Source organism: Mycobacterium sp. SMC-13, from assembly GCF_045311035.1.
Lineage (GTDB): Bacteria > Actinomycetota > Actinomycetes > Mycobacteriales > Mycobacteriaceae > Mycobacterium.
Window position 1 is genome coordinate 219252 of sequence record NZ_JBJIAI010000005.1, and the last position, 23642, is coordinate 242893.

Below are 23642 nucleotides of genomic sequence, written 5' to 3' on the forward strand. Positions count from 1 at the left end.
TCAGCGTACCGACGCGTCTTTGTTGTGCTCGGCGATCGCGTTGCCGACGGCCTCGCCAACCCGGCCGAACAGCTGGTCGCGCAGGCCTTTTGCCCATTCGTGCGAGGCGCGTGGCGCGGTGAGCTGGCCCTTGAAATGGGGGATCACCTCGCGGGCGAACAGTTCGTAAGAGTGCATGGTGGCGGCAGGCGGCGCCCAGTCGTGGCCCAGCATCAGGAACGTGCCGAAGCCGCCGGACCGGTCCAGCATGTCCTGGATGTAGCCGATGCAGTCGGCGGGCGTGCCGATACAGCAATTGCCTTTGGCCGCATAGTCTTCGACGAACTGCCGGGACGTCGGCGCCGGTCCGGTCTGGCTGCCCAGCGGGACGAAGCCGGCCGCGCCGAAGTAGTTCGAGAAATCCTCCAGACCGTAGGTGCAGTCCTCGATGGCCTGCTCCCGGGTGTCGGCCAGGTGCACGACGCCCAGCACCCGCCAGCTGCGCCGGTCGGGCTCGGGCCGACCGGCTTTCGCGGCCTGGTCGCACACCAGGTCCCACGTGGTCTCGAGGGCGGCGTAGCCGCCGGGCACCGACATCGACAGCGACAGCAGCGACGTGCCCAGCTGCCCGGCCAGTCGCGGACCGGAAGGGGAAACCATTGCCGCCGTGGATATCTCGGGATACGGCCAAGTGTACGGCCGGATGTGCAGCGCGGCGTCGCGCAGCGTGAACCAGTCGGTCTCCCGCGTGATGCGCTCGTCGGGTGCGGCGCGGAACAGGGCCAGGATGGCCTCGAGGGATTCCTGCTGCATGCGGCGCTGGTCGACGGGGTCGATGCCCATCATGTAGGCGTCCGACGGCAGCGCGCCCGGACCGGTCCCGAACATCACCCGGCCGCGGGTCAGATGGTCGAGCAGTACCCAGCGGTCGGCGACCATCAGCGGGTGGTGGTACGGCAGCGACACCACGCCGGTGCCGAATCGGATGTTCTTGGTGCGTTCGGCGGCCGTGGCGATGAAAACCTCGGGGCAGGCGATCAATTCGTACCCGCCGGAATGGTGTTCGCCGTACCAGACCTCGTCGTAGCCCAGCCGGTCCAGCCGGACGGTGCGTTCCAGGTCGTATTCCAGTGCGGTGGTGGGAGATTGGCCGACCGGGTGGAACGGTGTGATGAAGGCCCCGAAATCCAGTGGGCGACCCGTCATTTCACTCCTCCGATGAAGTCGATGAGGATGGCGTTGACCTCGTCGGGCCGTTCCTGCTGCAGCCAGTGCCCGGCGCCGTCGATCATGACCTCGCGGTAGTCGCCGGTGACGACGTCCCGCACCCGGTCGCGCGGCGTGAAGCTCAGGACCGGATCGGCAGTGCCGCCCACGAACAGTGTCGGCACCGTGATGGTCGCGGCGGGGGTGGTCTCCGTCAGCTTCCAGTTCCGGTCGAAGTTGCGGTACCAGTTCAGCGGACCGGTGAAACCGCTCTCGGTGAAAGCCCTGACGTACGTCTCGAATTCGTCTTCGGGGAGCCAGTCCGGCAGCGGCGGCAGCGGGGTGTCCGCCAGCGAGTCCGGCGGCGCGGCGAAGCCTTCCTCCGCGACCATCCGGCGCATCGTGCTGCGCGGATCGCGGCCCAGTGCCGAGTCGGCCACGCCCGGCTCCTGGAAGTACAGGATGTAGAAGTAGTTGTCGCCGACCCGCCGGCGCCAGATTTCGGTCGGCGGCGCCGATGCCCGCGGCACCGGCGGCACACTCAGCGCGGCGACCGCCCGCACCCGGTCGGGGTGCAGCAGCGCGAAGTTGCACACCACGGGCGAGCCCCAGTCGTGCCCGACGACCACCGCGCGCTCGGCGCCGACTTCGTCGAGCAGTCCGGCCAGGTCCCCGGTGAGGTGGATGATGTCGTAGTCCTCGATGGCTGCCGGGCGCGACGAACAGCCGTAGCCGCGTTGGTCGGGGGCCAGTACGTGGTAGCCGGCCGCGGCGAGCGCCGGGATCTGGTGCCGCCAGGAGTGCGCGAGCTCGGGGAAGCCGTGCGCCAGCACCACCACTGGTGCGCCGCGGTCGCCGGCTTCGGTGACCTGCAGCTGCACGCCATTGGTCTCGACTAACCGTTTGGTGGACGTCATCACCGTTTCACCAAAGCACAGGTTTCCCTCCGGGAACTGCCGATCGTTTGCATAGCGGTAACCTGTGAACTATCCCGCATCTGTGTATCGGAAGGACCTGGCCGACGAGTATTCGCCGGCCGAAATATGTCGATGAAGCGAAAAAACGTCATCCGCACCCTGACCGTCGTCGCGGTCGTGTTGCTGCTGGGTTGGTCTTTCTTCTATTTCAGTGATGACACGCGCGGTTATCACCAGGTCGACACGTCTGTCGCGGTCGCCCAGATCAACGCCGGGAACGTCACCGGCGCCCAGATCGACGATCGCGAACAGCAGGTCCGGCTGGATCTGAAGAGCGTCAGCGCCGACACCGACAACAGCAACAAGATCATCACGTCGTTCCCGACGGGCTATGCGGTGCCGCTGTTCGATGCGCTCAACGGCAAGAACGTCAAGACCAAGACCGTCGTCAACCAGGGCAGCATCCTCAGCTCGCTGCTGATCTACCTGCTGCCGCTGCTGCTGCTCGTCGGCCTGTTCTTCATGTTCTCCCGCATGCAGGGCGGCGGCCGCATGGGCTTCGGCTTCGGCAAGTCGCGCGCCAAGATGCTCGGCAAGGACATGCCGAAGACGACGTTCGCCGACGTCGCCGGCGTGGACGAGGCCGTCGAAGAGCTCTACGAGATCAAGGACTTCCTGCAGAACCCGAGCCGTTACCAGGCCCTCGGCGCCAAGATCCCCAAGGGCGTGCTGCTGTACGGCCCGCCGGGAACGGGTAAGACGCTGCTGGCCCGCGCGGTCGCCGGTGAGGCCGGGGTTCCGTTCTTCACGATTTCCGGTTCGGACTTCGTCGAGATGTTCGTCGGTGTCGGCGCCTCCCGCGTGCGTGACCTGTTCGAGCAGGCCAAGCAGAACAGCCCGTGCATCATCTTCGTCGACGAGATCGACGCCGTCGGCCGTCAGCGCGGCGCCGGCCTGGGCGGTGGCCACGACGAGCGCGAGCAGACGCTGAACCAGCTGCTGGTCGAGATGGACGGCTTCGGTGACCGCCAGGGCGTCATCCTGATCGCCGCCACCAACCGGCCCGACATCCTCGACCCGGCCCTGCTGCGCCCCGGCCGCTTCGACCGGCAGATCCCGGTCTCGGCACCCGACCTGGCCGGCCGCAAGGCCGTGCTGCGGGTGCACTCGGCCGGCAAGCCCATCGCCCCCGACGCCGACCTCGACGGCCTGGCCAAGCGCACCGTCGGCATGTCCGGCGCCGACCTGGCCAACGTCATCAACGAGGCCGCGCTGCTGACCGCCCGCGAGAACGCCACCGTGATCACCGGCCCGGCGCTGGAGGAAGCCGTCGACCGTGTCGTCGGTGGTCCGCGCCGCAAGGGCCGCATCATCAGCGAGCTGGAAAAGAAGATCACCGCGTACCACGAGGCCGGGCACACGCTGGCCGGCTGGGCCATGCCGCACCTGGACCCGGTGTACAAGGTGACGATCCTGGCCCGCGGCCGCACCGGTGGGCACGCCGTCGCCGTCCCCGAGGACGACAAGGGCATGCAGACCCGCTCCGAGTTGATCGCGCGCCTGGTCATGGCGATCGGCGGCCGTGCCGCCGAAGAGCTGATCTTCCGCGAGCCCACGACCGGCGCGGTCTCCGACATCGAGAACGCCACCAAGATCGCCCGCGCCATGGTCACCGAGTTCGGCATGAGCGCCAAGCTGGGCGCCGTCCGGTACGGCACCGAGCACGGTGATCCCTTCCTGGGCCGCACCATGGGCACCCAGGCCGACTTCGGCCACGAGGTCGCCCGCGACATCGACGACGAGGTGCGCAAGCTCATCGAGGCCGCGCACACCGAGGCGTGGGACGTGCTGACGCAGTACCGCGACCAGCTGGACGCCCTGGCCGGCGAGCTGCTCGAGAAGGAGACGCTGCACCGCCCCGACCTGGAGCGCATCCTGGCCGACGTCGAGAAGCGGCCCCGCCTGACGCTGTTCGACGACTTCGGTGGCCGGATTCCGTCGGAGAAGCCGCCCATCAAGACGCCGGGCGAGCTGGCCATCGAGCGCGGCGAGCCGTGGCCCCCGCCCGTCAAGGAGCCGGCCTTCAAGGCGGCCATCGCCGCGGCCAGCCAGGCCGCCGCCGGATCCGGCGTGAACGGCACCAACGGCGCGCACGCCGCGCCGAACGGTCAGCCCCAGCACGGACAGACCCAGCCGAACTACGGCGCACCCGCGGGCTGGCAGGCCCCGGGCTGGCCGCCCCAGGGACCGCCGCAGCACGGCCACGGCCACCACGCCCAGCCGGGCCAGTGGTACCCGCAGCCGGGCTGGGGACAACCCGGTCCGTCGCAGGGCTACCAGCCGTACCCGCAGCAGCCGGCGCCGCCGCCTGCCAAACCCAACGACGAGTAGGCGCATAGATGACGCGGTCGCAGATCCATTCGGCCAGGCTCACCCCGCCGAAGTTCGATCACGATCGAGCCGAGGCAGCAGTGCGTGAGCTGCTGCTCGCCGTGGGCGAGGACCCGGACCGGGAAGGGCTCCGGGACACTCCCGGCCGCGTCGCGCGCGCCTTCGAGGAGATTTTCGGCGGGCTGTACACCGACCCCGACTCGGTGCTCGACACCACGTTCGACGAGGGGCACGACGAGCTGGTGCTGGTCAAGGACATCCCGATGTATTCGACCTGCGAGCACCACCTGGTGTCGTTCCACGGCGTCGCGCATGTCGGCTACATCCCGGGTGAGGACGGCCGGGTGACGGGACTGTCCAAGATCGCCCGCCTCGTCGACCTGTACGCCAAGCGGCCCCAGGTGCAGGAACGGCTGACCGGCCAGATCGCCGACGCGCTGATGCGCAAGCTGAACCCGCAGGGCGCCATCGTGGTGGTCGAGGCGGAGCACCTGTGCATGGCGATGCGCGGCGTCCGCAAGCCCGGTGCGGTGACCACCACCTCGGCGGTGCGCGGCCAGTTCAAGACCTGCGCGTCGTCGCGAGCCGAGGCGCTGGATCTGATCCTGCGGAAGTGAACCCCGTCCGCACGCGCGTGATGGGCGTGGTCAACGTCACCGCCGACTCGTTCTCCGACGGCGGCCGCTTCCTCGACCACGACCGCGCCATCGAGCACGGTCTGGAGCTGGCGGCGCAGGGAGCTCAGATCATCGACGTCGGCGGGGAATCCACCCGGCCCGGCGCGGCGCGGCTGGATCCCGAGGTCGAACGCGGCCGCGTCCTGCCGGTGATCAGAGAGCTTGTGGCACAAGACATCACGGTCAGCGTCGACACCATGCACGCCGACGTGGCCGAGGCCGCGCTGGAATGCGGCGTGCACATCGTCAACGACGTGTCGGGGGGCCGGGCCGACCCGAACATGGCCCCGCTGCTGGCCGGCGCGCGGGTGCCGTGGGTGCTGATGCACTGGCGCGAGGTCGACGCCGCGCAGCCGCACCGGATTCCGGAGTACCCCGACGTCGTGGCCGATGTCCGGGCCGAACTGCTCACCGCCGTCGACGACGCGGTGGCGGCCGGCGTGGAGCCGGGCAACCTGATCATCGATCCGGGCCTGGGCTTCGCCAAGTCCGCGCAGCACAATTGGGCGCTGCTGCGGGCGCTGCCCGAGTTCGTGGCCACCGGTGTCCCGGTGCTGGTCGGGGCGTCGCGCAAGCGGTTCCTCGGCACCCTGCTGGCGGATGCCGACGGCACGCCGCGCGAGCCCGACGGCCGGGAGACGGCCACCGCGGTGATCTCGGCGCTGGCGGCGCAGCAGGGCGCGTGGGGAGTGCGGGTGCATGATGTGCAGGCGTCGGTGGATGCGGTGAAGGTGGTGCAGGCCTGGCATGGCTGATCGAATCGAATTGCGCGGCTTGACCGTTCGCGGGAATCACGGCGTCTTCGACCATGAACGCGAGGACGGCCAGGACTTCGTCGTCGACATCACGGTGTGGATCGACCTGGCGGCCGCCGCGCTGAGCGACGAGCTGTCGGACACCCTGGACTACGGCAAGCTGGCGCAGCAGGCCGCCGACATCATCGCCGGGCCGCCGCGCAATCTGATCGAGACGGTGTCGGCCGAGATCGCCGACTCGGTGATGACCGACCAGCGTGTCCACGCCGTCGAGGTGGTGCTGCACAAGCCCAGCGCGCCGATCCCGTTGACGTTCAAGGACGTTGCGGTCGTGGCGCGCCGGTCGAGGCGGGGCGGCCGAGGGTGACGTCCGTGGTCCTGTCCATCGGCTCCAACCTGGGTGACCGGCTCGCTCACCTGCAGTCGGTGGTCTCGGGGCTGCGCGCTGTGGTCCGCGCGGTCTCACCGGTTTACGAGACGGCGGCCTGGGGCGGTGTCGAGCAGGGGCCGTTCCTGAATGCCGTGCTGCTGGCCGACGATCCCGGCCTCGACGGCCCGGGGTGGCTGCGGCGGGCCCATGAGTTCGAGAACGCGGCGGACCGCGTGCGCGAACAGCGTTGGGGGCCACGCACTCTCGATGTCGATATCGTCAGCTGCCACGACGGCGACGTCGAAGTGCGCTCCGACGATCCGGTCCTGACACTGCCGCACCCGCTGGCGCATCAACGCGCCTTCGTGCTGGTGCCGTGGCTGGCGGCCGACCCCGGCGCCCAACTGCGAGGTGTTCCGGTCGCCGAGCTGCTGGCCGCGCTCGATGCCGTCGAACGCGACGGCGTGCGCCGCACCGACCTGGCGCTGGTGCCCTGATGGGACCGACCCGGAAGCGGGACCTGGCGATCGGCACGGCGCTGGCCACGGTCGTCGCGTACCTGCTGGTGATCCTGGTGTACCGCTGGTTCCCGCCGATCACGGTGTGGACGGGGTTGTCGCTGTTGGTTTTTGCCGCCGCGGAGGCGGGCTGGGCATTCTTCCTGCGCGCCAAGATCTCGGGCGGTGACATCGGTGTGGGGTCCGGCCGGATCCACCCGCTGGCGGTCGCGCGGTCGGTCGTGGTGGCCAAGGCGTCGGCCTGGGTCGGGGCGCTGGCCCTCGGCTGGTGGCTCGGCGTCCTCGGTTACGTGCTCCCGCGGCGCGGCGTCCTGCGCGTCGCGGCGGCCGATTTCCCGGGTGTGACGGTCGCCGCGGTGAGCGCGCTGGCCCTGGTGGTGGCGGGTCTGTGGTTGCAGCATTGCTGCCGCGCGCCGCTGGACCCGCCGGAGAAGTCCGACGGCGCAACCGAATAGGTAACGATCCGTCCGGACGGGGTGTCGGTCGACCTGCGATGGGAAGGCAAAACGGTACAGTCAGCCCATGATCGATCCGACCCGGGCTGCGCGTGGCAGGCGTGCGAACCGCAGGCCGGGTTGGTTGCTGCTGACGGCGTTGCTGGTGCTCGCGATCATCGCCAGTTCCGCACTGGTGTTCACCGATCAGGTCGAGTTGCTGAAACTCGCTGTGGTCATCGCCCTGTGGGCCGCGGTGGCGGCGGCGTTCGCCTCGTTCATCTACCGGCGCCAGGCTGATCTGGACCAGGCCCGGGCCCGCGACCTCAAGCTCGTCTACGACCTGCAGCTCGACCGCGAGATCGCGGCGCGGCGCGAATACGAACTGTCGCTGGAATCGCATCTGCGCCGTGAGCTGGCCTCCGAACTGCGCGCCCAGTCGGCCGACGAGGTTGCGGCGCTGCGTGCCGAGCTGGCCGCGCTGCGCGCCAACCTCGAGTTCTACTTCGACACCGATCTCGCGCACCGCCCGGCGCTCGAGACCGACCGCACCGGGCAGGCCGCGCCGGTCGGCCGCGTCGTCGCCAGCCGGATCGACACCGAGGACCGGCCCGACCTGATGTCGGAGCCGAACACCGAAGAGAGCCCCATCATCGACGTGGCGGCCGAGCCGCATGTGCCGCCGGACCCGTGGGCGCCACCACCCCCGCCGCCGCAGCCGCCGTTCGGTGGCGCGCACCGTCGTCCGCCGGAGCCGGGCCCATCCGACTGGCAGCCGACGCCGGCCGAAGGCCAGTGGATTCCGGCCGGTCAGCCCGGCAGCAACTGGGCCGCCGCGACGCCGGAACCGGCGCCGCCCCCGCCGCCGCCCCCGCCGCCGCCGGTCCAGGACCGCGGACCCGAACCGACCATGACGCTGCCGGTCGTCCCACCCGCTCCCGAGCCGGCTCCCGAACCGCCGCGCCGGGGCCGCCACGGGGCCCCCGCGGAACCGGCCACTGCGCCGCCCGCGACAGAGACCCCTGTCACATCCGGCCGTCGGCGCCGAGCCGAGCCGGACGACGAACCCGCAGGTCAGCACGTTGGCGGGCAGCCGGCGGCCGAATTGCTGGCGCGCCTGCAGGCCAATCCCAGCGGCGGCGGCCGTCGACGTCGCCGCGAGGACTGAGCTACGCTCTGCGGTGACCGTCCGGTACCTGCCGAGCAGGACTGGAACGAGGAGAAACCACCAATTGTGAGGTCGCTGCAATGAAGCAGCTCGACGGACTGCGTCCGGCCCGGCTCACTGTCGGAATCATTTCCGCAGGGCGGGTCGGCAGTGCGCTGGGTGTTGCGCTGGAGCGCGCCGACCACGTCGTCGTCGCGTGTAGCGCGATCTCCCATGCGTCGCGCGGTCGTGCCGAGCGCCGGCTGCCCGACACCCAGGTGCTGCCCGCGCACGACGTCGCTGCCAAGGCCGAACTCCTGCTGCTGGCCGTGCCGGACGCCGAGCTGACGTCCGTCGTCGCCGGCCTGGCGGCCACCGGATCGGTCCGTCCCGGCACCATCGTCGTGCACACCTCGGGCGCCAACGGCATCGCCGTGCTGGCCCCGCTGACCGAGCAGGGCTGTATCCCGCTGGCCATCCACCCGGCCATGACGTTCACCGGCTCGGACGAAGACATCACCCGGCTGTCGGAGACCTGTTTCGGCATCACCGCGGCCGACGACATCGGCTACGCCATCGCCCAATCTCTTGTTCTCGAAATCGGCGGCGAACCGTTCCGGGTTCGCGAAGACGCCCGCACGCTCTATCACGCGGCCCTGGCGCACGCCGGCAATCACGTCATCACCGTCGTCCTCGACGCCGTCGAAGCCCTGCGCGAGGCGCTCGCCGGCCAGGAACTGCTGGGGCAGGAACTGGTCACGGGTGACCCCGCCGGCATCGCCGAACGCATCCTCGCGCCGCTGGCGCGGGCCTCCCTGGAGAACGCGCTGCAACGCGGGCAGAGTGCGCTGACCGGCCCGGTGGCCCGCGGTGACGGCGCCGCCGTCGCCGCCCATCTGCATGCCATGGCGGAAGTGAATCCCGAACTGGCGCAGGGATATCGGGCCATGTCGCTGCGCACCGCACAACGTGCCCACGCACCCGAAGAGGTTTTCGCCGTGTTGAACGACTCAGGGAGAGCGCAGTGACCGATCGCAGGCCGCCGAAGTTCACCGCCGGCGAGCTGAACCTCTACACCAATCCGACCGACGTGTCGGATGTGTCGCGGGTGCTGCGCGCGACGGGGCGCCGCGTGATGCTCGTGCCGACCATGGGCGCGCTGCACGAGGGGCACCTGGAGCTGGTGCGCTCCGCCAAGAAGGTGCCCGGCGCCGTCGTGGTGGTGTCGATCTTCGTCAACCCGTTGCAGTTCGGCGCGGGGGAGGACCTGGACGCCTACCCGCGGACGCTGGACTCCGACGTCGAGTTGCTGCGCGGCGAGGACGTCGACATCGTCTTCGCACCCAGCGCCGCTGCCATGTATCCGAGCGGCCGGCGCACCACGGTCGTGCCCGGCCCGCTGGGCGCCGAACTGGAGGGCGGCTCCCGCCCGACGCACTTCGCCGGGATGCTGACCGTGGTGCTCAAGCTGCTGAACATCGTGCGGCCCGACCGCGCGTTCTTCGGCGAAAAGGATTACCAGCAGCTGGTTCTGGTGCGCCAGATGGTCGACGACCTCGACCTCGACGTGCGCATCCAGGCGGTGCCGATCGTGCGCGAGTCCGACGGACTGGCCATGTCGTCGCGCAACCGCTATCTCGATGCTGAACAGCGCGAGCAGGCCGGGGCGCTGTCCGCGGCGCTGCTCGCCGGTAAGTACTCCGCGTCGCACGGCGCGGCCGCCGCACTCGATGCGGCCCGGGCGGTCCTCGACGAGGTACCCGCCATCGACGTCGACTATCTGGAGGTCCGGGACCCCTGGCTGGGACCGGCACCGGCGTCGGGCCCGGCCCGGATGCTGGTGGTGGGCCGGCTCGGCACGACCAGATTGTTGGACAACATCGCCATCGATATCGGTGCATCCGCAGGGATCGACGGTCACCCCAATGTGGGGTCTGCCGCCGACCAGGACGGGAACCACGAATTACCTTGGAGGAATTGATGTTTCGCACCATGCTGAAGTCCAAGATTCACCGGGCCACGGTGACGCAGGCGGACCTGCACTACGTGGGTTCGGTGACCATCGACGCCGACCTGATGGACGCCGCCGACATCCTCGAGGGTGAGCAGGTCACCATCGTCGACATCGACAACGGCAACCGGCTGGTCACCTACGCCATCACCGGTGAGCGCGGCACCGGCATCATCGGGATCAACGGTGCCGCAGCGCATCTGATCCATCCCGGTGACCTGGTGATCCTCATCGCCTACGCCACCATGGACGATGCCGAGGCCCGCACGTACCAGCCGAACGTCATCTTCGTCGACGCGCAGAACCGGCAGATCGACTTCTCGCACGACGCCGCGCACGTCCCGGACGGCGTCGACGGCCTGCTGTCGCCGCGGTAACGCCGGTGCTGCTGGCAATCGATGTCCGCAACACCCACACCATCGTCGGGTTGATCTCCGGCTCCGGAGATCACGCGAAAGTGGTGCAGAACTGGCGGATTCGGACCGAGTCGGAGGTGACGGCCGACGAGCTCGCGCTGACCATCGACGGCCTGATCGGTGACGATGCCGAAAACCTGCTCGGCGCAACGGGTTTGTCGACGGTGCCGTCGGTGCTGCACGAAATCCGGGTCATGCTGGACCAGTACTGGCCGAAGGTGCCGCACGTGCTGATCGAGCCGGGTGTGCGCACCGGCATCCCGCTGCTCGTCGACAACCCGAAAGAGGTCGGGGCCGACCGCATCGTCAACTGCCTTGCGGCGTACCACAAGTACGGCACCGCGGCCATCGTCGTCGACTTCGGGTCGTCGATCTGCGTCGACGTCGTCTCGGCCAAGGGTGAGTTCCTCGGTGGTGCCATCGCGCCCGGGGTCCAGGTGTCCTCTGATGCGGCCGCGGCCCGTTCGGCGGCGCTGCGCCGCGTCGAGCTGACCCGGCCGCGGTCGGTGATCGGCAAGAACACCGTCGAGTGCATGCAGGCCGGTGCGGTGTTCGGTTTCGCGGCCCTGGTGGACGGCCTGGTGAACCGCGTGCGTGACGATGTCGACGGCTTCGACGGAAACCACGTCACCGTGGTGGCCACCGGTCACACCGCGCAGCTGGTGCTGCCCGATCTACGGACCGTGCAGCACTACGAGAAGAACCTCACGCTCGACGGCCTCCGCCTGGTCTTCGAGCGCAACCAGCGCAACGCCCGCCGGGCCTAGAAGAACGTCCGGACCAACTCGACCACCCGGTGGTCGGCGTCGAGCACCGGGATCAGCTGCCACTTGTCGAACACCGTGCATGGGTGTGAGATGCCGAATTCCAGCCAGTCACCGACGGCCAGGTCCTGGTCGGCCGGTGCCAGCCGCAGGTAGGCGTGCTGGTCGTTGAGCTTCTCGACGCGGCTGTCGGGCCGCCCGTACGGCACGGGCAGGTCCTGGTCGAACGAGACGTCGCGGCGGCCCATGCCCACGATGGCGAGGTCGGGCTCGGGCCGGGACAGCACCTGCGCCCACACGCTGAGCGCGGGCTCCAGGTGGGCGCTGTCGGTGCGGCCGAGCGGCGTCGTGCGGGCGTAGAGACCGTCGTCGTGCGTCAGGTAGCAGCCGCTGCGCAGGACGGTCTGCACCGTCATGCCGTCGGGCCAACCGGTCAGGATGTCGGCGACCAGGTCGAAATACGTGCTGCCGCCGGCCGTCGCCAGGATCTCGTCGGTCTCGAACAGCGGGTGCAACCGGATGACGGTGTCGCGCATGGTCTGCAGGTACGCCGAGACGGCAGCCACCGCGGCGTCACCGACCTCATGGCCGGTGGCCGCCTCGTATCCGGCGACGCCGACGAGCCGCAGCCGGTCCGAGTCCACCGCCGCGCGCGCCACGGCGTCGACGGTCTCGGCGTCGCGGCAGCCGGTGCGGCCGCCCGGCTGGCCGATCTCGACGCAGACGTCCACCTGGCGGCGCCGGCCGGTCAGCGCGGACGTCATCAACTGCACGCCACGCACCGAGTCCACCCAACAGGTCAGCTCGAAGTCGGGATTGGCGTCCAGCTCGGCGGCCAGCCAGCGCAGCCCGGTGACGTCGACGAGCTCGTTGGCCAGGATGATCCGGCGCACCCCGAACGCCCGAAACACCCGGACCTGGCTGATGGTGGCGGCCGTGACAGCCACTGCTCCCGCGCCGAGCTGACGGGCGAGAAGCTGCGGTGACATGTGGGTCTTGCCGTGCGGCGCGAGCTGTACGCCCCGGCGCCGGCACCAGCGCGCCATGGTGACCATGTTGTGCACCAGCGGCTGGGTACGCAGCGTGCACACCGGCGACACCGCGCCGTCGGCGAACAGACTGGGGCGGCGACGGCACACCTGAGCAGGCGTCTGGCCCCACCACGAGGCCGGCAGTCCCTTGAATTTCCAGTCGATCGGCTCGTGGTCCAGCGCGTCTACGGCGGACTGCTCGAAACTGGTGGCCATGGGCTTCATTTAAGCTGGCATTTCGTGAGCGAAGCCGACAGCCCCGACATTCCCGAGCAGTTCCGCATCCGCCAGGCCAAGCGTGAGCGGCTGCTGGCCGAGGGGCGCGACCCGTATCCGGTCGAGGTGCCGCGTACCCACACCCTGGCCGAGCTGCGGGCGGCCTATCCGGAGCTCGCCGCGGACACCGCGACCGGTGACATCGTCGGCGTCGCAGGGCGTGTGGTGTTCGCCCGGAACTCCGGAAAGCTGTGCTTCGCGACGCTGCAGGAGGGTGACGGCACCCAGCTGCAGGCCATGCTGAGCCTGGACAAGGTGGGCCAGGAGTCGCTCGATGCCTGGAAGTCCGACGTCGACCTGGGCGACATCGTCTTCATCGAGGGCGAGGTCATCAGCTCCCGGCGCGGGGAATTGTCTGTGCTTGCCCAGAACTGGCAAATTGTGTCCAAGGCGCTGCGGCCGCTTCCCGTCGCGCACAAGGAATTGAATGAAGAGACGCGGGTCCGGCAGCGGTACGTCGACCTGATCGTGCGGCCCGAGGCCCGCAATGTCGCCCGCCAGCGCATTGCGGTGGTGCGGGCATTGCGTTCGGCATTGGAGCGTCGCGGTTTTCTCGAAGTCGAGACCCCGATGCTGCAGACGCTGCCCGGTGGCGCTGCCGCCCGGCCATTCATCACGCACTCCAACGCGCTCGATGCGGATCTGTACCTGCGCATCGCGCCCGAGTTGTTCCTGAAGCGCTGCCTGGTCGGTGGCTTCGAGAAGGTTTTTGAGCTTAATCGGAACTTTCGCAACGAGGGCGCGGATTCCACGCATTCACCGGAATTTGCGATGTTGGAGACTTATCAGGCCTACGGCACATATGACGATTCCGCGATTGTGACGCGTGAGCTTATTCAGGAGGTTGCCGACGAGGCCATTGGTACCCGAATGGTCCCGCTGCCGGACGGTTCCACCTATGACCTCGATGGTGAATGGGCGACCATCGAAATGTATCCGTCGTTGTCGGAAGCGCTGGGTGAGGAGATCACCCCGGAGACTTCCGTCGAGTACCTGTGGAAGGTGGCCGAACGGCTCGGCGCCGAGATTCCCCGGGACCGCGGATACGGTCACGGGAAATTGATCGAGGAACTGTGGGAGCACACCGTCGGCGATCACCTTTGGGCGCCGACCTTCGTCCGCGATTTCCCGGTGGAGACCACGCCGCTCACTCGGGCCCACCGCAGTATTCCGGGCGTTACAGAAAAATGGGATCTGTATGTCCGGAAGTTCGAGCTCGCCACCGGATATTCGGAGTTGATCGATCCGGTGATTCAACGCGAGCGTTTCGAGGCGCAGGCGCGTGCCGCCGCTGCCGGTGACGACGAGGCAATGCGACTTGATGAGGATTTCCTTATCGCATTGGAGTATGCGATGCCGCCGACGACCGGAACAGGAATGGGACTCGACCGCTTGCTCATGGCGTTGACGGGGTTGACGATTAGGGACACGGTTTTGTTCCCGATTGTGCGGCGCCAAGCCGACTGAAAACTGAGCTGACCCTGAGACTTGTTGAAGGAATTGAACTCCTATGCCAGCATTGTTATGGCAGAGTCGATTCTGCATTTTTCCGAGGCAGAAGGGTTAGTGTGGGCCGATGGCAAAGAAAGTGACTGTCACGCTCGTCGACGATTTCGACGGTGAAGGTGCGGCGGATGAGACGGTCGAATTTGCTCTCGACGGGGTGAACTACGAGATCGACCTCACCACCAAGAACGCCACCAAGCTTCGGAATGATTTGAAGAAATGGGTCGAGGCCGGCCGTCGTGTCGGTGGTCGCCGCCGCGGCCGCGCCAGCACCGGCGCGACAGGGCGGGGCCGCGCGTCCATCGACCGTGAGCAGAGCGCCGCGATCCGGGAATGGGCGCGCCGCAACGGCCACAATGTCTCCAGCCGGGGCCGTATCCCGGCGGAGATCATCGACGCGTTCCACGCCGCCACCTGAGCCCGCGGGCAACAGAATTCAGGATTGCCCGCAGTTTCTCTGTTCGCTTTCGGCGTAGCCCGGTCGGCCCGATCCGGGAAACGTTTCGTCGCCGCAGCGCGTTGGCCTTTTCGCAGCGCTGAGTGGCCTTGCGAGCTAGGGGATACCGCAGGGCACGCATGGTCGCCGCCCATTAGAGTGGACGGTAGGCGCACAGCGTCGCGACACGCGAAGTGACGTGGCAGGAGCTGCGCTACGAGGGAGAGCAGGTAACACCGATGTTCGAGAGATTCACCGACCGGGCCCGCCGGGTCGTCGTCCTGGCTCAAGAAGAAGCCCGGATGCTCAACCACAACTACATCGGCACCGAGCACATCCTGCTTGGCCTCATCCATGAGGGCGAGGGCGTAGCTGCCAAGTCGCTGGAATCGCTGGGCATCTCGCTCGAGGGTGTGCGCAGCCAGGTCGAGGAGATCATCGGCCAGGGTCAGCAGGCGCCGTCGGGCCACATTCCGTTCACGCCGCGCGCCAAGAAGGTGCTCGAGCTGTCGCTGCGTGAGGCGCTGCAGCTCGGCCACAACTACATCGGCACCGAGCACATCCTGCTCGGCCTGATCCGCGAGGGCGAGGGCGTCGCCGCCCAGGTGCTCGTGAAGCTGGGCGCCGAGCTGACCCGCGTGCGTCAGCAGGTCATCCAGCTGCTGTCGGGCTACCAGGGCAAGGAGACCGCCGAGGCCGGTACCGGTGGCCGCGGTGGCGAGACGGGCAACCCGTCGACGTCGCTCGTGCTGGACCAGTTCGGTCGCAACCTGACCGCCGCCGCCGCCGAGGGCAAGCTCGATCCGGTCATCGGCCGTGAGAAGGAAATCGAGCGGGTCATGCAGGTGCTGAGCCGCCGCACCAAGAACAACCCGGTGCTGATCGGTGAGCCGGGTGTCGGTAAGACCGCCGTCGTCGAGGGCCTGGCGCAGGCCATCGTGCACGGCGAGGTCCCCGAGACCCTGAAGGACAAGCAGCTCTACACGCTGGACCTGGGTTCGCTGGTCGCCGGCAGCCGCTACCGCGGTGACTTCGAAGAGCGCCTGAAGAAGGTGCTCAAGGAGATCAACACCCGCGGCGACATCATCCTGTTCATCGACGAGCTGCACACGCTCGTGGGTGCGGGTGCCGCCGAGGGCGCCATCGACGCCGCCAGCATCCTGAAGCCGAAGCTGGCCCGTGGTGAGCTGCAGACCATCGGTGCGACGACGCTCGACGAGTACCGCAAGTACATCGAGAAGGACGCTGCCCTCGAGCGCCGGTTCCAGCCGGTGCAGGTGGGTGAGCCGACCGTCGAGCACACCATCGAGATCCTCAAGGGTCTGCGGGACCGCTACGAGGCGCACCACCGCGTCTCCATCACCGACGGTGCGCTGGTCGCGGCCGCGACGCTGGCCGACCGCTACATCAACGACCGGTTCCTGCCGGACAAGGCCATCGACCTGATCGACGAGGCCGGCGCCCGCATGCGCATCCGCCGGATGACCGCTCCGCCAGACCTGCGCGAGTTCGACGAGAAGATCGCCGATGCGCGCCGGGAGAAGGAATCGGCCATCGACGCGCAGGACTTCGAGAAGGCAGCCCGGCTGCGCGACTCGGAGAAGACGCTGGTCGCCCAGCGCGCCGAGCGCGAGAAGCAGTGGCGTTCGGGTGACCTCGACGTGGTCGCCGAGGTCGACGACGAGCAGATCGCCGAGGTCCTGGGCAACTGGACCGGCATCCCGGTCTTCAAGCTGACCGAGGCCGAGACCACGCGTCTGCTGCGCATGGAAGACGAGCTGCACAAGCGGATCATCGGCCAGGTCGACGCCGTCAAGGCGGTCTCGAAGGCCATCCGGCGTACCCGCGCCGGCCTGAAGGACCCGAAGCGTCCGTCGGGCTCGTTCATCTTCGCCGGCCCGTCCGGTGTGGGTAAGACCGAGCTGTCGAAGGCGCTGGCCGAGTTCCTGTTCGGCGACGACGACGCGCTCATCCAGATCGACATGGGTGAGTTCCACGACCGCTTCACCGCGTCGCGGCTGTTCGGTGCCCCTCCGGGCTACGTCGGCTACGAAGAGGGCGGCCAGCTCACCGAGAAGGTGCGCCGCAAGCCGTTCAGTGTGGTGCTGTTCGACGAGATCGAGAAGGCCCACCAGGAGATCTACAACAGCCTCCTGCAGGTTCTCGAGGACGGTCGCCTGACCGACGGTCAGGGTCGCACCGTCGACTTCAAGAACACCGTGCTGATCTTCACCTCGAACCTCGGTACGAGCGACATCAGCAAGGCGGTTGGTCTCGGCTTCACCCAGGGTGGCGGCGAGAACAACTACGAGCGGATGAAGCTCAAGGTGCACGACGAGCTGAAGAAGCACTTCCGCCCGGAGTTCCTGAACCGTATCGACGACATCATCGTGTTCCACCAGCTGACGCAGGACGAGATCATCCAGATGGTCGACCTGATGATCGGCCGGGTGTCCAAGCAGCTCAAGGCCAAGGACATGGAGATGGAGCTGACCGACAAGGCCAAGGCACTGCTGGCCAAGCGCGGCTTCGATCCGGTCCTGGGTGCCCGCCCGCTGCGTCGGACCATCCAGCGCGAGATCGAGGACCAGCTCTCCGAGAAGATTCTCTTCGAGGAGGTCGGCCCCGGTCAGCTGGTCACCGTGGACGTCGACAACTGGGACGGCGAGAGCAACAACACCGAGGATGCGGTGTTCACGTTCGCCGGCCGTCGCAAGGAATCGGCCGACCTGGCCGAGGCCGCTGCGACTGCCTCGGAGTAGTCAGCCAACGCGAAAAGCCCCCGATTCGTCGGGGGCTTTTCCGTTTGGTCAGCCGACGAGTTTCCCGTGCTCTTCGAACAGCGGGCGGTACTTCGCATCGCAGTTCTTGAGCGCCCAGTCGTTGAGCGCCTTCATGTTGTCCAGCATCGCGTCCATCTTGTTGGGATCGGCGAGGTCTTCGAGGTAGCGATGCGGTTCGGCGGGCGCTGCGGCGATGAGTTCACCCTGCGTGACGGGCGCGTCCTTGAGCAGGTCGTCGACGATCTGGCTCTGGTTTGCCGCACCGCTGCCGAATGCCGAGTTCATGTCGCGCAGCTTGCGGGCGACCAGCTTCGCGTCGAGCGTGCAGAAGTCGCCGGCGCCGCTGTTGCCGGCCGCGGCGGTCGCTCCGGCCGTGCCCGCGCTCGAGTTCGAACTGTGGCCGGCGGTGCCACAGCCGGCCACCGCGAGCGTGGCGGCGGTGGCGACTGTGCAGACCAATCTGGCCGTGGTGGCGAACAACATCGCAGTGCCTTTCCGTCGCTGTGCAGGGGGTCGAGATCGACGCTAAGCGCCCGGCGGTGCCACGGATATAAGGGAAGTCCCTACGGATCTGCGCGGACGGGAAACGGTTCGGTGTATCTTGATCCCGTTACGACGGTGCATGGAAGCCGGTGAGAATCCGGCACGGTTGCGCCACTGTGAGCCCTCTGCGGCGAGTCAGATCTTTCGCCGTCGTGCAGAACCGAACAAAGTAGGGGCGCGTGACCCCGTAGGAGGTTTGACCATGACGAGTATTGCGGTTTCCAAGCCGGGCGTATCGACCAAGGCGCTTTCGGCCACTCGAGTGGCAGTGCTGCTGGGCGTGACGATCTTCCTGGCCATGCTGGCGTACTACCTCGTCGGCATCGACGAGGGCATGATGTCGATGTTCGGCAAGACCGTCGTGGTCCACGAGTGGGTGCACGACTCGCGGCACTTCCTCGGCTTCCCCTGCCACTGACGCAAGGGACTTTCATGGAAATCCGCGTCATCGGGCGCGGAGCCCTCGCCGGCCTGGTCGCCGGCATTCTGGGGTTCCTGTTTGCCTGGATCTTTGCCGAGCCCACCATCGACAAGGCCATCGACTACGAATCCGGCCGCATGAACGTGCTCTCGACCGTGCACACGGCCATGGGCCATCCGGTCGAGCCGGACGGACCGGAACTGTTCAGCCGGTCCATCCAGTCGGGTATCGGTGCGGCCACCGGCATCATCGCGTTCTCGGTGGCGATGGGTGCGCTGGTGGCCGTCGCGTATCTGGTGCTGCACGGCCGGTTCCAGGTCCGGCCCAAGGTGCTGGGCTGGACCATCGCCGGTTTCGGCTTCCTGGGTGTGTACCTGCTGCCGTTCGTGAAATACCCGTCGAACCCACCCGCTGTCGGCCACGAATTCACCATGGAGGCCCGCGGTTTCCTGTACCTGGGAATGGTGTGGGGGTCGCTGACTCTGCTGGGCCTCGCGGTGTTCGCCGCGCGCAAGCTGTCCGCGAAGGTCGGCTGGGCGCGCGCCGTCGGTATCGCGGTGCTCGGGTTCTTCGTGCTGTACGGCGGCCTGCTGGCGGCGCTGCCGTCGCTGGGTGACCTGGCCGCCAATGTCGAGCACGCCGGCGAGTTCGGCTTCGCGCGCGCGGCAACCGAGACGCCGCAGCCGATCACCAACACGTTCGGGACGCCGGTGACCGTCGACGGCAAGGTCTATGCCCCCGGGCAGCTGATCTACCCCGGATTCGACGCCGACCTGCTGTGGAAGTTCCGGTGGTACTCGCTGATCGACCAGGCGTTGATCTGGACGGTCATCGGGCTGGTGTTCGGCGGGCTCGTCGAGCGCTACCTCGGTGGCACCAGGAAGGCCGCACCGGCGCAGGACGTGGCAGCCGCGCTCTGACGATTGCGGTTGCCGCGCACTACAGTTCGAGGCATACCGACACAGAAAGGCGGCAGCATGCTGGTTGTCACGACGAATGACCTGCCCGGGTGGGAGATTCAGCGGGTCTGCGGTGAGGTGTTCGGCCTCACCGTCCGGTCCCGGAACGCCTTCGCGCAGATGGGCGCCGGCTTCAAGGCGATGTTCGGCGGCGAGCTGCAGGGCATGACCAAGAACCTCGCCGAGAGCCGCAACGAAGCCATGGGCCGGCTGCTCCAGGAATGTCACGCCCGCGGCGGCAATGCGATCATCGGGATGCGGTTCGACACCACCGAGATCGGCGACGTCTGGACCGAGATCTGCGCGTACGGCACTGCGGTACAAGCGGTTCCGGTCACCGACGCCGCCCGCTACACCGCACAGCAGTTGGGTTACGGCGGCCCGGGTCCGGCACAGGGCCCGACAGGGTAGTCTCCACGGCGCAGCTGGTTTGCCAATGGCGCTTCGGCGTCTGCGGCATCGAATGGCGAAAATCGCCATGAGAGGGAACCCGGTGAGAATCCGGGACTGTCCCGCAGCGGTGAGCAGGAACGACCGCCGTCATCGGCACTGGTTCGTATCGAACTGGGAAGCGACGGCCACTAGGTGCACCCGAGGGTGCGTGCCCGCGAGTCCGAAGACCTGCCAGCTGTGCCGGATGCGCCGCGTCCGGCGGTGCATCGCCTCGTGGAATGGGCTGATCGCCGAGGGCGGTTTGTGCTGTCCTCGATGAATGTCCTTGGGCGGTGCGCACTTCCGTCGCATTTGAAGGACGTCAGTTGTCAACACCATTCACCGCAACCATTCTCGGCGCGCCCCGCATCGGTCCGAACCGTGAACTCAAGCGGGCCGTCGAACGCTATTGGGCGGGCCGGATCGACCGGGCCGCGCTCGAGGAAATCGCCGCGGGCCTGCGCCGCGAGACCATCGCCGCGTTGTCGGCCGCCGGACTGGATTCCATTCCGGTCAATACGTTTTCCTACTACGACCAGATGCTCGACACCGCGGTACTGCTCGGCGCCCTGCCGAGTCGCGCGGGCGGCATTGCCGATGATCTCGATCGCTATTTCGCGGCGGCTCGCGGGACGGCGGACATCGCACCGCTCGAGATGACGAAGTGGTTCGACACCAATTACCACTACCTGGTCCCGGAGATCGGCCCCGACACCACGTTCACACTGCATCCCGACAAGGTGCTGGCAGAGCTCAAAGAGGCTCAGGCGCAGGGTATTCCGGCCCGGCCGGTGATCGTCGGACCGATCACGTTCCTGGCGCTGAGCAAGGCCGTCGACGGCGCCGAGGCGCCCATCGGGCGCCTCGACGAGCTGGTGCCGCTGTATGCCGAACTGCTGGGCCGACTCGCCGCAGCCGGTGCCGAGTGGGTGCAGATCGACGAACCCGTCTTGGTCACCGACATCCTGGACGGCACTGCCAACGCCGCCGAATTGGCCGAGCACGTCTACGCGGTGCTGGCCGGCGCCGCAGATCGTCCGGCGATCCTGGTCGCGACCTACTTCGGCGAACCGGGGAACGTGCTGCCGGCGCTGGCCCGTACCCAGATCGACGGTATGGCAGTCGATTTCGTTGCCGGGGGTGACCAACCGACAGTCGGCATCCCGGGCCTCGCGGGCAAGCTGTTGGTGGCCGGCGTCGTCGACGGCCGCAACGTCTGGCGCACAGACCTGGAGGCCGCACTGTTCCGGCTGGAGTCAGTGCAGGAGTCGGCACGTTCGGTGGCTGTGTCCACGTCGTGCTCGACGCTGCACGTCCCGTACTCGCTCGAGCGCGAGGACGGTCTCGACGACGCGCTCCGTGGCTGGCTGGCGTTCGGTGCCGAGAAAGTCGACGAGGTCGCGACGCTGGCGACGGCGCTGCGCACTGGCCGGGGCTCGGTGGCCGCGCAGCTCGAGGCATCGAACCGGGCGGTCGCGTCACGCAGGCACGACCCGCGACTGCACAACGCCGCCGTCCGAGCCCGGCTCGACACGGTCCTGTCCGGTGGCATCAGCCGCGGGCCGGCCGCCGAACGGCGTACGGCACAAGACGCCCGCCTGCATCTGCCGGCACTGCCGACCACGACGATCGGTTCGTTCCCGCAGACCGTCGAGATCCGCAAGGCCCGGGCGGCGTTCGTCGCCGGCGAGATCGACGAGGCCGATTACATCGGCCGGATGAAATCCGAAGTCGAGACGGTGATCCGGTTGCAGGAGGAACTCGGCCTCGATGTGCTGGTGCACGGCGAGCCCGAGCGCAACGACATGGTGCAGTACTTCGCCGAGCAGCTCGACGGCTTCTTGACCACCAAGAACGGCTGGGTGCAGTCGTACGGCAGCCGCTGCGTGCGCCCGCCGGTCCTCTTCGGCGACGTCACCAGGCGGCAGCCGATGACGGTCGAGTGGGCGACCTACGCGCAGACATTGACCGACAAGCCCGTCAAGGGCATGCTCACCGGCCCGGTGACGATCCTGGCCTGGTCGTTCGTTCGCGACGATCAGCCGCTGGCGGACTCGGCCAACCAGGTGGCGCTGGCCATCCGGGACGAGACCGTCGATCTGCAGTCCGCCGGCATCGCGATCATCCAGGTCGACGAGCCGGCGTTGCGAGAGCTGCTGCCGCTGCGCAATGCCGACAAGGCGGCCTACCTGCAGTGGGCGGTCGACGCGTTCCGACTCTCGACGTCGGGCGTCAGCGACGCCACGCAGATTCACACGCACCTGTGCTATTCGGAGTTCGGTGAGGTGATCGGCGCCATTGCCGATCTCGATGCCGACGTGACGTCGATCGAGGCGGCACGCTCACACATGGAGGTCCTCGACGACCTCAACGGCATCGGGTTCTCGAACAGCGTCGGCCCCGGTGTGTACGACATTCACTCGCCCCGGGTTCCCACCACCGGCGAGATGGCGACATCGCTGCGCCGTGCGCTGGATGCCGTTCCGGCAGAACGGCTCTGGGTGAACCCGGACTGCGGGCTGAAGACCCGCAAGACCGACGAGGTTTCCGAGTCGCTGCGGCGCATGGTGCAGGCGGCACTGTTGGTTCGCGCCGGATAGCTCGCCGATGACTGCGCTCCGGAACCTGAGCCAGGTTCCGGAGCGCAGTTCTTTTCGGGTTCACGCGGCGGTGCGTCACCTGAAATAAAACCGGCTGCCCGAGCCTTGACCTTGCTGGGCCAGTGCCCGGAAACCGATTGGAGACGAATCGATGTCGCGAGTAGTGCAGTTCGCCGAATACGGCACACCTGAGGTTTTGCGAGTGGTCGATGTCGAGCCGCCGGCTCCCGGACCCACCCAGGTGCGAATCGCGGTACGTGCCGCGGGCGTCAATCCGATCGACTGGAAGATCCTCGGCGGATACATGCGCGAACTGATGCCGCTCGAGCTGCCCGCCGGTGTGGGGTCCGACGTGGCCGGCGTCGTCGACGCCGTTGGGTCCGAGGTGACCGAGTGGGCGGTTGGCGACGAGGTTCTGGGCCGGTCGACGACAGGTTCGTTCGCGGATCTTGCGCTGGCGGAAGCTGCCGAGCTCGTCCGTAAGCCTGAGGGCGTCGGCTGGGAAGTGGCGGGCTCGCTGGCAGGCGCGGGCGGCACTGCGTACACGGTGCTGGGGAAGCTCGGCGTCAAGGCGGGCGACACCCTGCTCATCCATGCGGCCGCGGGCGGCGTAGGTACTTTTGCCGTCCAGCTCGCAAAGGCTCAGGGTGTCAATGTCATTGGCACGGCGGGTGAATCCAACCACGAATACCTGCGTTCGCTCGGCGCGACGCCGGTCACCTACGGCGATGGTCTGCTCGAGAGGGTGCGGGCCGCCGCACCCGACGGAGTCGACGCCGTTCTCGACGCCTCCGGTCGCGGCGAGATTCCGTTGTCGATCGAGCTCACCGGCGATCCGGCCCGGGTGCTCACGCTGGTCGCCTTCGACCAGGCCGACACCGGCATCGAGGTGCACGCCGGTGGGTCCGGAAGCGAACTGGGCGCCGCCCTTCGCGAACTCGCGACGCTTGTCGCGCAGGAACGTCTTGCCGTCTCGATCAGCGAGACGTACCCGCTGACCGAAGCCGGTGCCGCGCTCTCGGCGAGCACGACGGGCCATGTGCACGGCAAGCTCGTCGTCGTGCCGTGAA

At 68.0% G+C, this 23642-nt stretch carries 23 protein-coding genes and 2 riboswitches; of the genes, 19 read left to right on the forward strand and 4 right to left on the reverse strand.

What is annotated here, in order from left to right:
• Both ACJH6I_RS10075 and ACJH6I_RS10080 read right to left on the reverse strand, forming a co-directional pair.
• Positions 1–1185: an LLM class flavin-dependent oxidoreductase gene (locus ACJH6I_RS10075; RefSeq protein WP_212807296.1), complete on the reverse strand. Its 1185-nt coding sequence runs from the start codon at positions 1183–1185 to the stop codon at positions 1–3.
• Positions 1182–2102 carry an alpha/beta hydrolase gene (locus ACJH6I_RS10080; RefSeq protein WP_318985398.1) on the reverse strand — a complete coding sequence of 307 codons (921 nt, stop codon included), beginning with the start codon at positions 2100–2102 and terminating at the stop codon, positions 1182–1184. The genes ACJH6I_RS10075 and ACJH6I_RS10080 overlap by 4 nt, the downstream gene beginning before the upstream one ends.
• A gap of 132 nt (positions 2103–2234) precedes the next feature.
• Between ACJH6I_RS10080 and ftsH the strand changes: the two genes are divergently transcribed.
• The 11 genes from ftsH to ACJH6I_RS10135 all read left to right on the forward strand — a co-directional run bounded on the left by ftsH (position 2235) and on the right by ACJH6I_RS10135 (position 11588).
• Positions 2235–4493, forward strand: a complete 2259-nt coding sequence (gene ftsH, locus ACJH6I_RS10085; protein WP_318985399.1) for an ATP-dependent zinc metalloprotease FtsH — start codon at positions 2235–2237, stop codon at positions 4491–4493.
• 8 nt (positions 4494–4501) lie between these two features.
• Entirely contained in the window at positions 4502–5110 is a 609-nt protein-coding gene (folE, locus tag ACJH6I_RS10090) for a GTP cyclohydrolase I FolE (protein WP_318985400.1), read from the forward strand.
• 20 nt (positions 5111–5130) lie between these two features.
• Complete coding sequence (gene folP / locus ACJH6I_RS10095; protein ID WP_406784047.1) at positions 5131–5925, forward strand: dihydropteroate synthase; 795 nt, start codon at positions 5131–5133, stop codon at positions 5923–5925.
• Positions 5918–6292 (forward strand): dihydroneopterin aldolase, encoded by a 375-nt coding sequence (gene folB, locus ACJH6I_RS10100; RefSeq protein ID WP_135356456.1) that lies wholly within the window; start codon positions 5918–5920, stop codon positions 6290–6292. The genes folP and folB overlap by 8 nt, the downstream gene beginning before the upstream one ends.
• Positions 6289–6792, forward strand: coding sequence for a 2-amino-4-hydroxy-6-hydroxymethyldihydropteridine diphosphokinase (gene folK / locus ACJH6I_RS10105; RefSeq protein ID WP_318985402.1), 504 nt, complete (start codon positions 6289–6291; stop codon positions 6790–6792). Before folB ends, folK begins: the two co-directional genes overlap by 4 nt.
• Positions 6792–7268, forward strand: coding sequence for a DUF3180 domain-containing protein (locus ACJH6I_RS10110; protein ID WP_318985403.1), 477 nt, complete (start codon positions 6792–6794; stop codon positions 7266–7268). The genes folK and ACJH6I_RS10110 overlap by 1 nt, the downstream gene beginning before the upstream one ends.
• Positions 7269–7335: 67 nt before the next feature.
• Positions 7336–8415, forward strand: coding sequence for a DUF6779 domain-containing protein (locus tag ACJH6I_RS10115; protein ID WP_318985404.1), 1080 nt, complete (start codon positions 7336–7338; stop codon positions 8413–8415).
• An 80-nt stretch (positions 8416–8495) separates the two neighbouring features.
• The gene (locus tag ACJH6I_RS10120; protein WP_318985405.1) at positions 8496–9422 is read left to right on the forward strand and encodes a DUF2520 domain-containing protein; all 927 of its coding nucleotides are present in this window, start codon (positions 8496–8498) and stop codon (positions 9420–9422) included.
• On the forward strand, positions 9419–10375 hold the full coding sequence (gene panC, locus ACJH6I_RS10125) for a pantoate--beta-alanine ligase (RefSeq protein WP_318985406.1): 957 nt from the start codon (positions 9419–9421) through the stop codon (positions 10373–10375). The genes ACJH6I_RS10120 and panC overlap by 4 nt, the downstream gene beginning before the upstream one ends.
• Entirely contained in the window at positions 10375–10782 is a 408-nt protein-coding gene (gene panD, locus ACJH6I_RS10130) for an aspartate 1-decarboxylase (protein ID WP_020100918.1), read from the forward strand. Before panC ends, panD begins: the two co-directional genes overlap by 1 nt.
• 5 nt (positions 10783–10787) lie before the next feature.
• Positions 10788–11588, forward strand: coding sequence for a type III pantothenate kinase (locus ACJH6I_RS10135; protein ID WP_135356462.1), 801 nt, complete (start codon positions 10788–10790; stop codon positions 11586–11588).
• Here ACJH6I_RS10135 and ACJH6I_RS10140 read toward each other — a convergent pair.
• A complete protein-coding gene (locus ACJH6I_RS10140) occupies positions 11585–12832 on the reverse strand; it encodes an alanine racemase (protein ID WP_167837984.1) in 1248 nt (415 codons plus the stop codon). The two genes, ACJH6I_RS10135 and ACJH6I_RS10140, sit on opposite strands and share 4 nt — an antisense overlap.
• A 24-nt stretch (positions 12833–12856) precedes the next feature.
• Between ACJH6I_RS10140 and lysS the strand changes: the two genes are divergently transcribed.
• The 3 genes from lysS to clpC1 all read left to right on the forward strand — a co-directional run bounded on the left by lysS (position 12857) and on the right by clpC1 (position 17596).
• The gene (gene lysS / locus ACJH6I_RS10145; RefSeq protein ID WP_135356464.1) at positions 12857–14359 is read left to right on the forward strand and encodes a lysine--tRNA ligase; all 1503 of its coding nucleotides are present in this window, start codon (positions 12857–12859) and stop codon (positions 14357–14359) included.
• A 109-nt stretch (positions 14360–14468) separates the two neighbouring features.
• Positions 14469–14816: a histone-like nucleoid-structuring protein Lsr2 gene (gene lsr2 / locus ACJH6I_RS10150; RefSeq protein WP_020100914.1), complete on the forward strand. Its 348-nt coding sequence runs from the start codon at positions 14469–14471 to the stop codon at positions 14814–14816.
• A gap of 257 nt (positions 14817–15073) precedes the next feature.
• On the forward strand, positions 15074–17596 hold the full coding sequence (clpC1, locus tag ACJH6I_RS10155; protein ID WP_212807287.1) for an ATP-dependent Clp protease ATP-binding subunit: 2523 nt from the start codon (positions 15074–15076) through the stop codon (positions 17594–17596).
• Between the two features lie 48 nt (positions 17597–17644).
• On the opposite strand, the gene ACJH6I_RS10160 is transcribed toward clpC1, so the two are convergent.
• Positions 17645–18100: a hypothetical protein gene (locus tag ACJH6I_RS10160; RefSeq protein ID WP_133426367.1), complete on the reverse strand. Its 456-nt coding sequence runs from the start codon at positions 18098–18100 to the stop codon at positions 17645–17647.
• 129 nt (positions 18101–18229) lie between these two features.
• A riboswitch (adenosylcobalamin (AdoCbl) riboswitch) is annotated at positions 18230–18314 on the forward strand.
• Positions 18315–18362: 48 nt separating this feature from the next.
• Between ACJH6I_RS10160 and ACJH6I_RS10165 the strand changes: the two genes are divergently transcribed.
• The 5 genes from ACJH6I_RS10165 to ACJH6I_RS10185 all read left to right on the forward strand — a co-directional run bounded on the left by ACJH6I_RS10165 (position 18363) and on the right by ACJH6I_RS10185 (position 23641).
• Positions 18363–18578 (forward strand): CbtB-domain containing protein, encoded by a 216-nt coding sequence (locus tag ACJH6I_RS10165; protein ID WP_020100912.1) that lies wholly within the window; start codon positions 18363–18365, stop codon positions 18576–18578.
• A gap of 14 nt (positions 18579–18592) precedes the next feature.
• Complete coding sequence (locus ACJH6I_RS10170; RefSeq protein ID WP_318985407.1) at positions 18593–19501, forward strand: CbtA family protein; 909 nt, start codon at positions 18593–18595, stop codon at positions 19499–19501.
• Positions 19502–19558: 57 nt separating this feature from the next.
• Entirely contained in the window at positions 19559–19951 is a 393-nt protein-coding gene (locus ACJH6I_RS10175; protein ID WP_318985408.1) for a YbjQ family protein, read from the forward strand.
• Between the two features lie 23 nt (positions 19952–19974).
• Positions 19975–20184: riboswitch (cobalamin riboswitch) on the forward strand.
• Positions 20185–20298: 114 nt separating this feature from the next.
• The gene (metE, locus tag ACJH6I_RS10180; RefSeq protein WP_318985409.1) at positions 20299–22572 is read left to right on the forward strand and encodes a 5-methyltetrahydropteroyltriglutamate--homocysteine S-methyltransferase; all 2274 of its coding nucleotides are present in this window, start codon (positions 20299–20301) and stop codon (positions 22570–22572) included.
• A 151-nt stretch (positions 22573–22723) separates the two neighbouring features.
• Positions 22724–23641, forward strand: coding sequence for an NADP-dependent oxidoreductase (locus ACJH6I_RS10185; RefSeq protein ID WP_212807284.1), 918 nt, complete (start codon positions 22724–22726; stop codon positions 23639–23641).
• Position 23642: the final 1 nt, after the last annotated feature.

Bases quoted from the DNA above. Each gene is read 5' to 3' on its own strand.
- ACJH6I_RS10080 (WP_318985398.1), bottom strand. From the start codon at position 2,102: ATGACGTCCACCAAACGGTTAGTCGAGACCAATGGCGTGCAGCTGCAG.
- ACJH6I_RS10185 (WP_212807284.1), top strand. From the start codon at position 22,724: ATGTCGCGAGTAGTGCAGTTCGCCGAATACGGCACACCTGAGGTTTTG.
- ACJH6I_RS10075 (WP_212807296.1), bottom strand. From the start codon at position 1,185: ATGACGGGTCGCCCACTGGATTTCGGGGCCTTCATCACACCGTTCCAC.
- ftsH (WP_318985399.1), top strand. From the start codon at position 2,235: ATGAAGCGAAAAAACGTCATCCGCACCCTGACCGTCGTCGCGGTCGTG.
- folB (WP_135356456.1), top strand. From the start codon at position 5,918: ATGGCTGATCGAATCGAATTGCGCGGCTTGACCGTTCGCGGGAATCAC.
- lsr2 (WP_020100914.1), top strand. From the start codon at position 14,469: ATGGCAAAGAAAGTGACTGTCACGCTCGTCGACGATTTCGACGGTGAA.
- folP (WP_406784047.1), top strand. From the start codon at position 5,131: ATGGGCGTGGTCAACGTCACCGCCGACTCGTTCTCCGACGGCGGCCGC.
- folE (WP_318985400.1), top strand. From the start codon at position 4,502: ATGACGCGGTCGCAGATCCATTCGGCCAGGCTCACCCCGCCGAAGTTC.
- ACJH6I_RS10170 (WP_318985407.1), top strand. From the start codon at position 18,593: ATGGAAATCCGCGTCATCGGGCGCGGAGCCCTCGCCGGCCTGGTCGCC.
- ACJH6I_RS10110 (WP_318985403.1), top strand. From the start codon at position 6,792: ATGGGACCGACCCGGAAGCGGGACCTGGCGATCGGCACGGCGCTGGCC.
- panD (WP_020100918.1), top strand. From the start codon at position 10,375: ATGTTTCGCACCATGCTGAAGTCCAAGATTCACCGGGCCACGGTGACG.
- ACJH6I_RS10175 (WP_318985408.1), top strand. From the start codon at position 19,559: ATGCTGGTTGTCACGACGAATGACCTGCCCGGGTGGGAGATTCAGCGG.
- ACJH6I_RS10165 (WP_020100912.1), top strand. From the start codon at position 18,363: ATGACGAGTATTGCGGTTTCCAAGCCGGGCGTATCGACCAAGGCGCTT.
- ACJH6I_RS10120 (WP_318985405.1), top strand. From the start codon at position 8,496: ATGAAGCAGCTCGACGGACTGCGTCCGGCCCGGCTCACTGTCGGAATC.
- ACJH6I_RS10115 (WP_318985404.1), top strand. From the start codon at position 7,336: ATGATCGATCCGACCCGGGCTGCGCGTGGCAGGCGTGCGAACCGCAGG.
- ACJH6I_RS10160 (WP_133426367.1), bottom strand. From the start codon at position 18,100: ATGTTGTTCGCCACCACGGCCAGATTGGTCTGCACAGTCGCCACCGCC.
- ACJH6I_RS10140 (WP_167837984.1), bottom strand. From the start codon at position 12,832: ATGGCCACCAGTTTCGAGCAGTCCGCCGTAGACGCGCTGGACCACGAG.
- clpC1 (WP_212807287.1), top strand. From the start codon at position 15,074: ATGTTCGAGAGATTCACCGACCGGGCCCGCCGGGTCGTCGTCCTGGCT.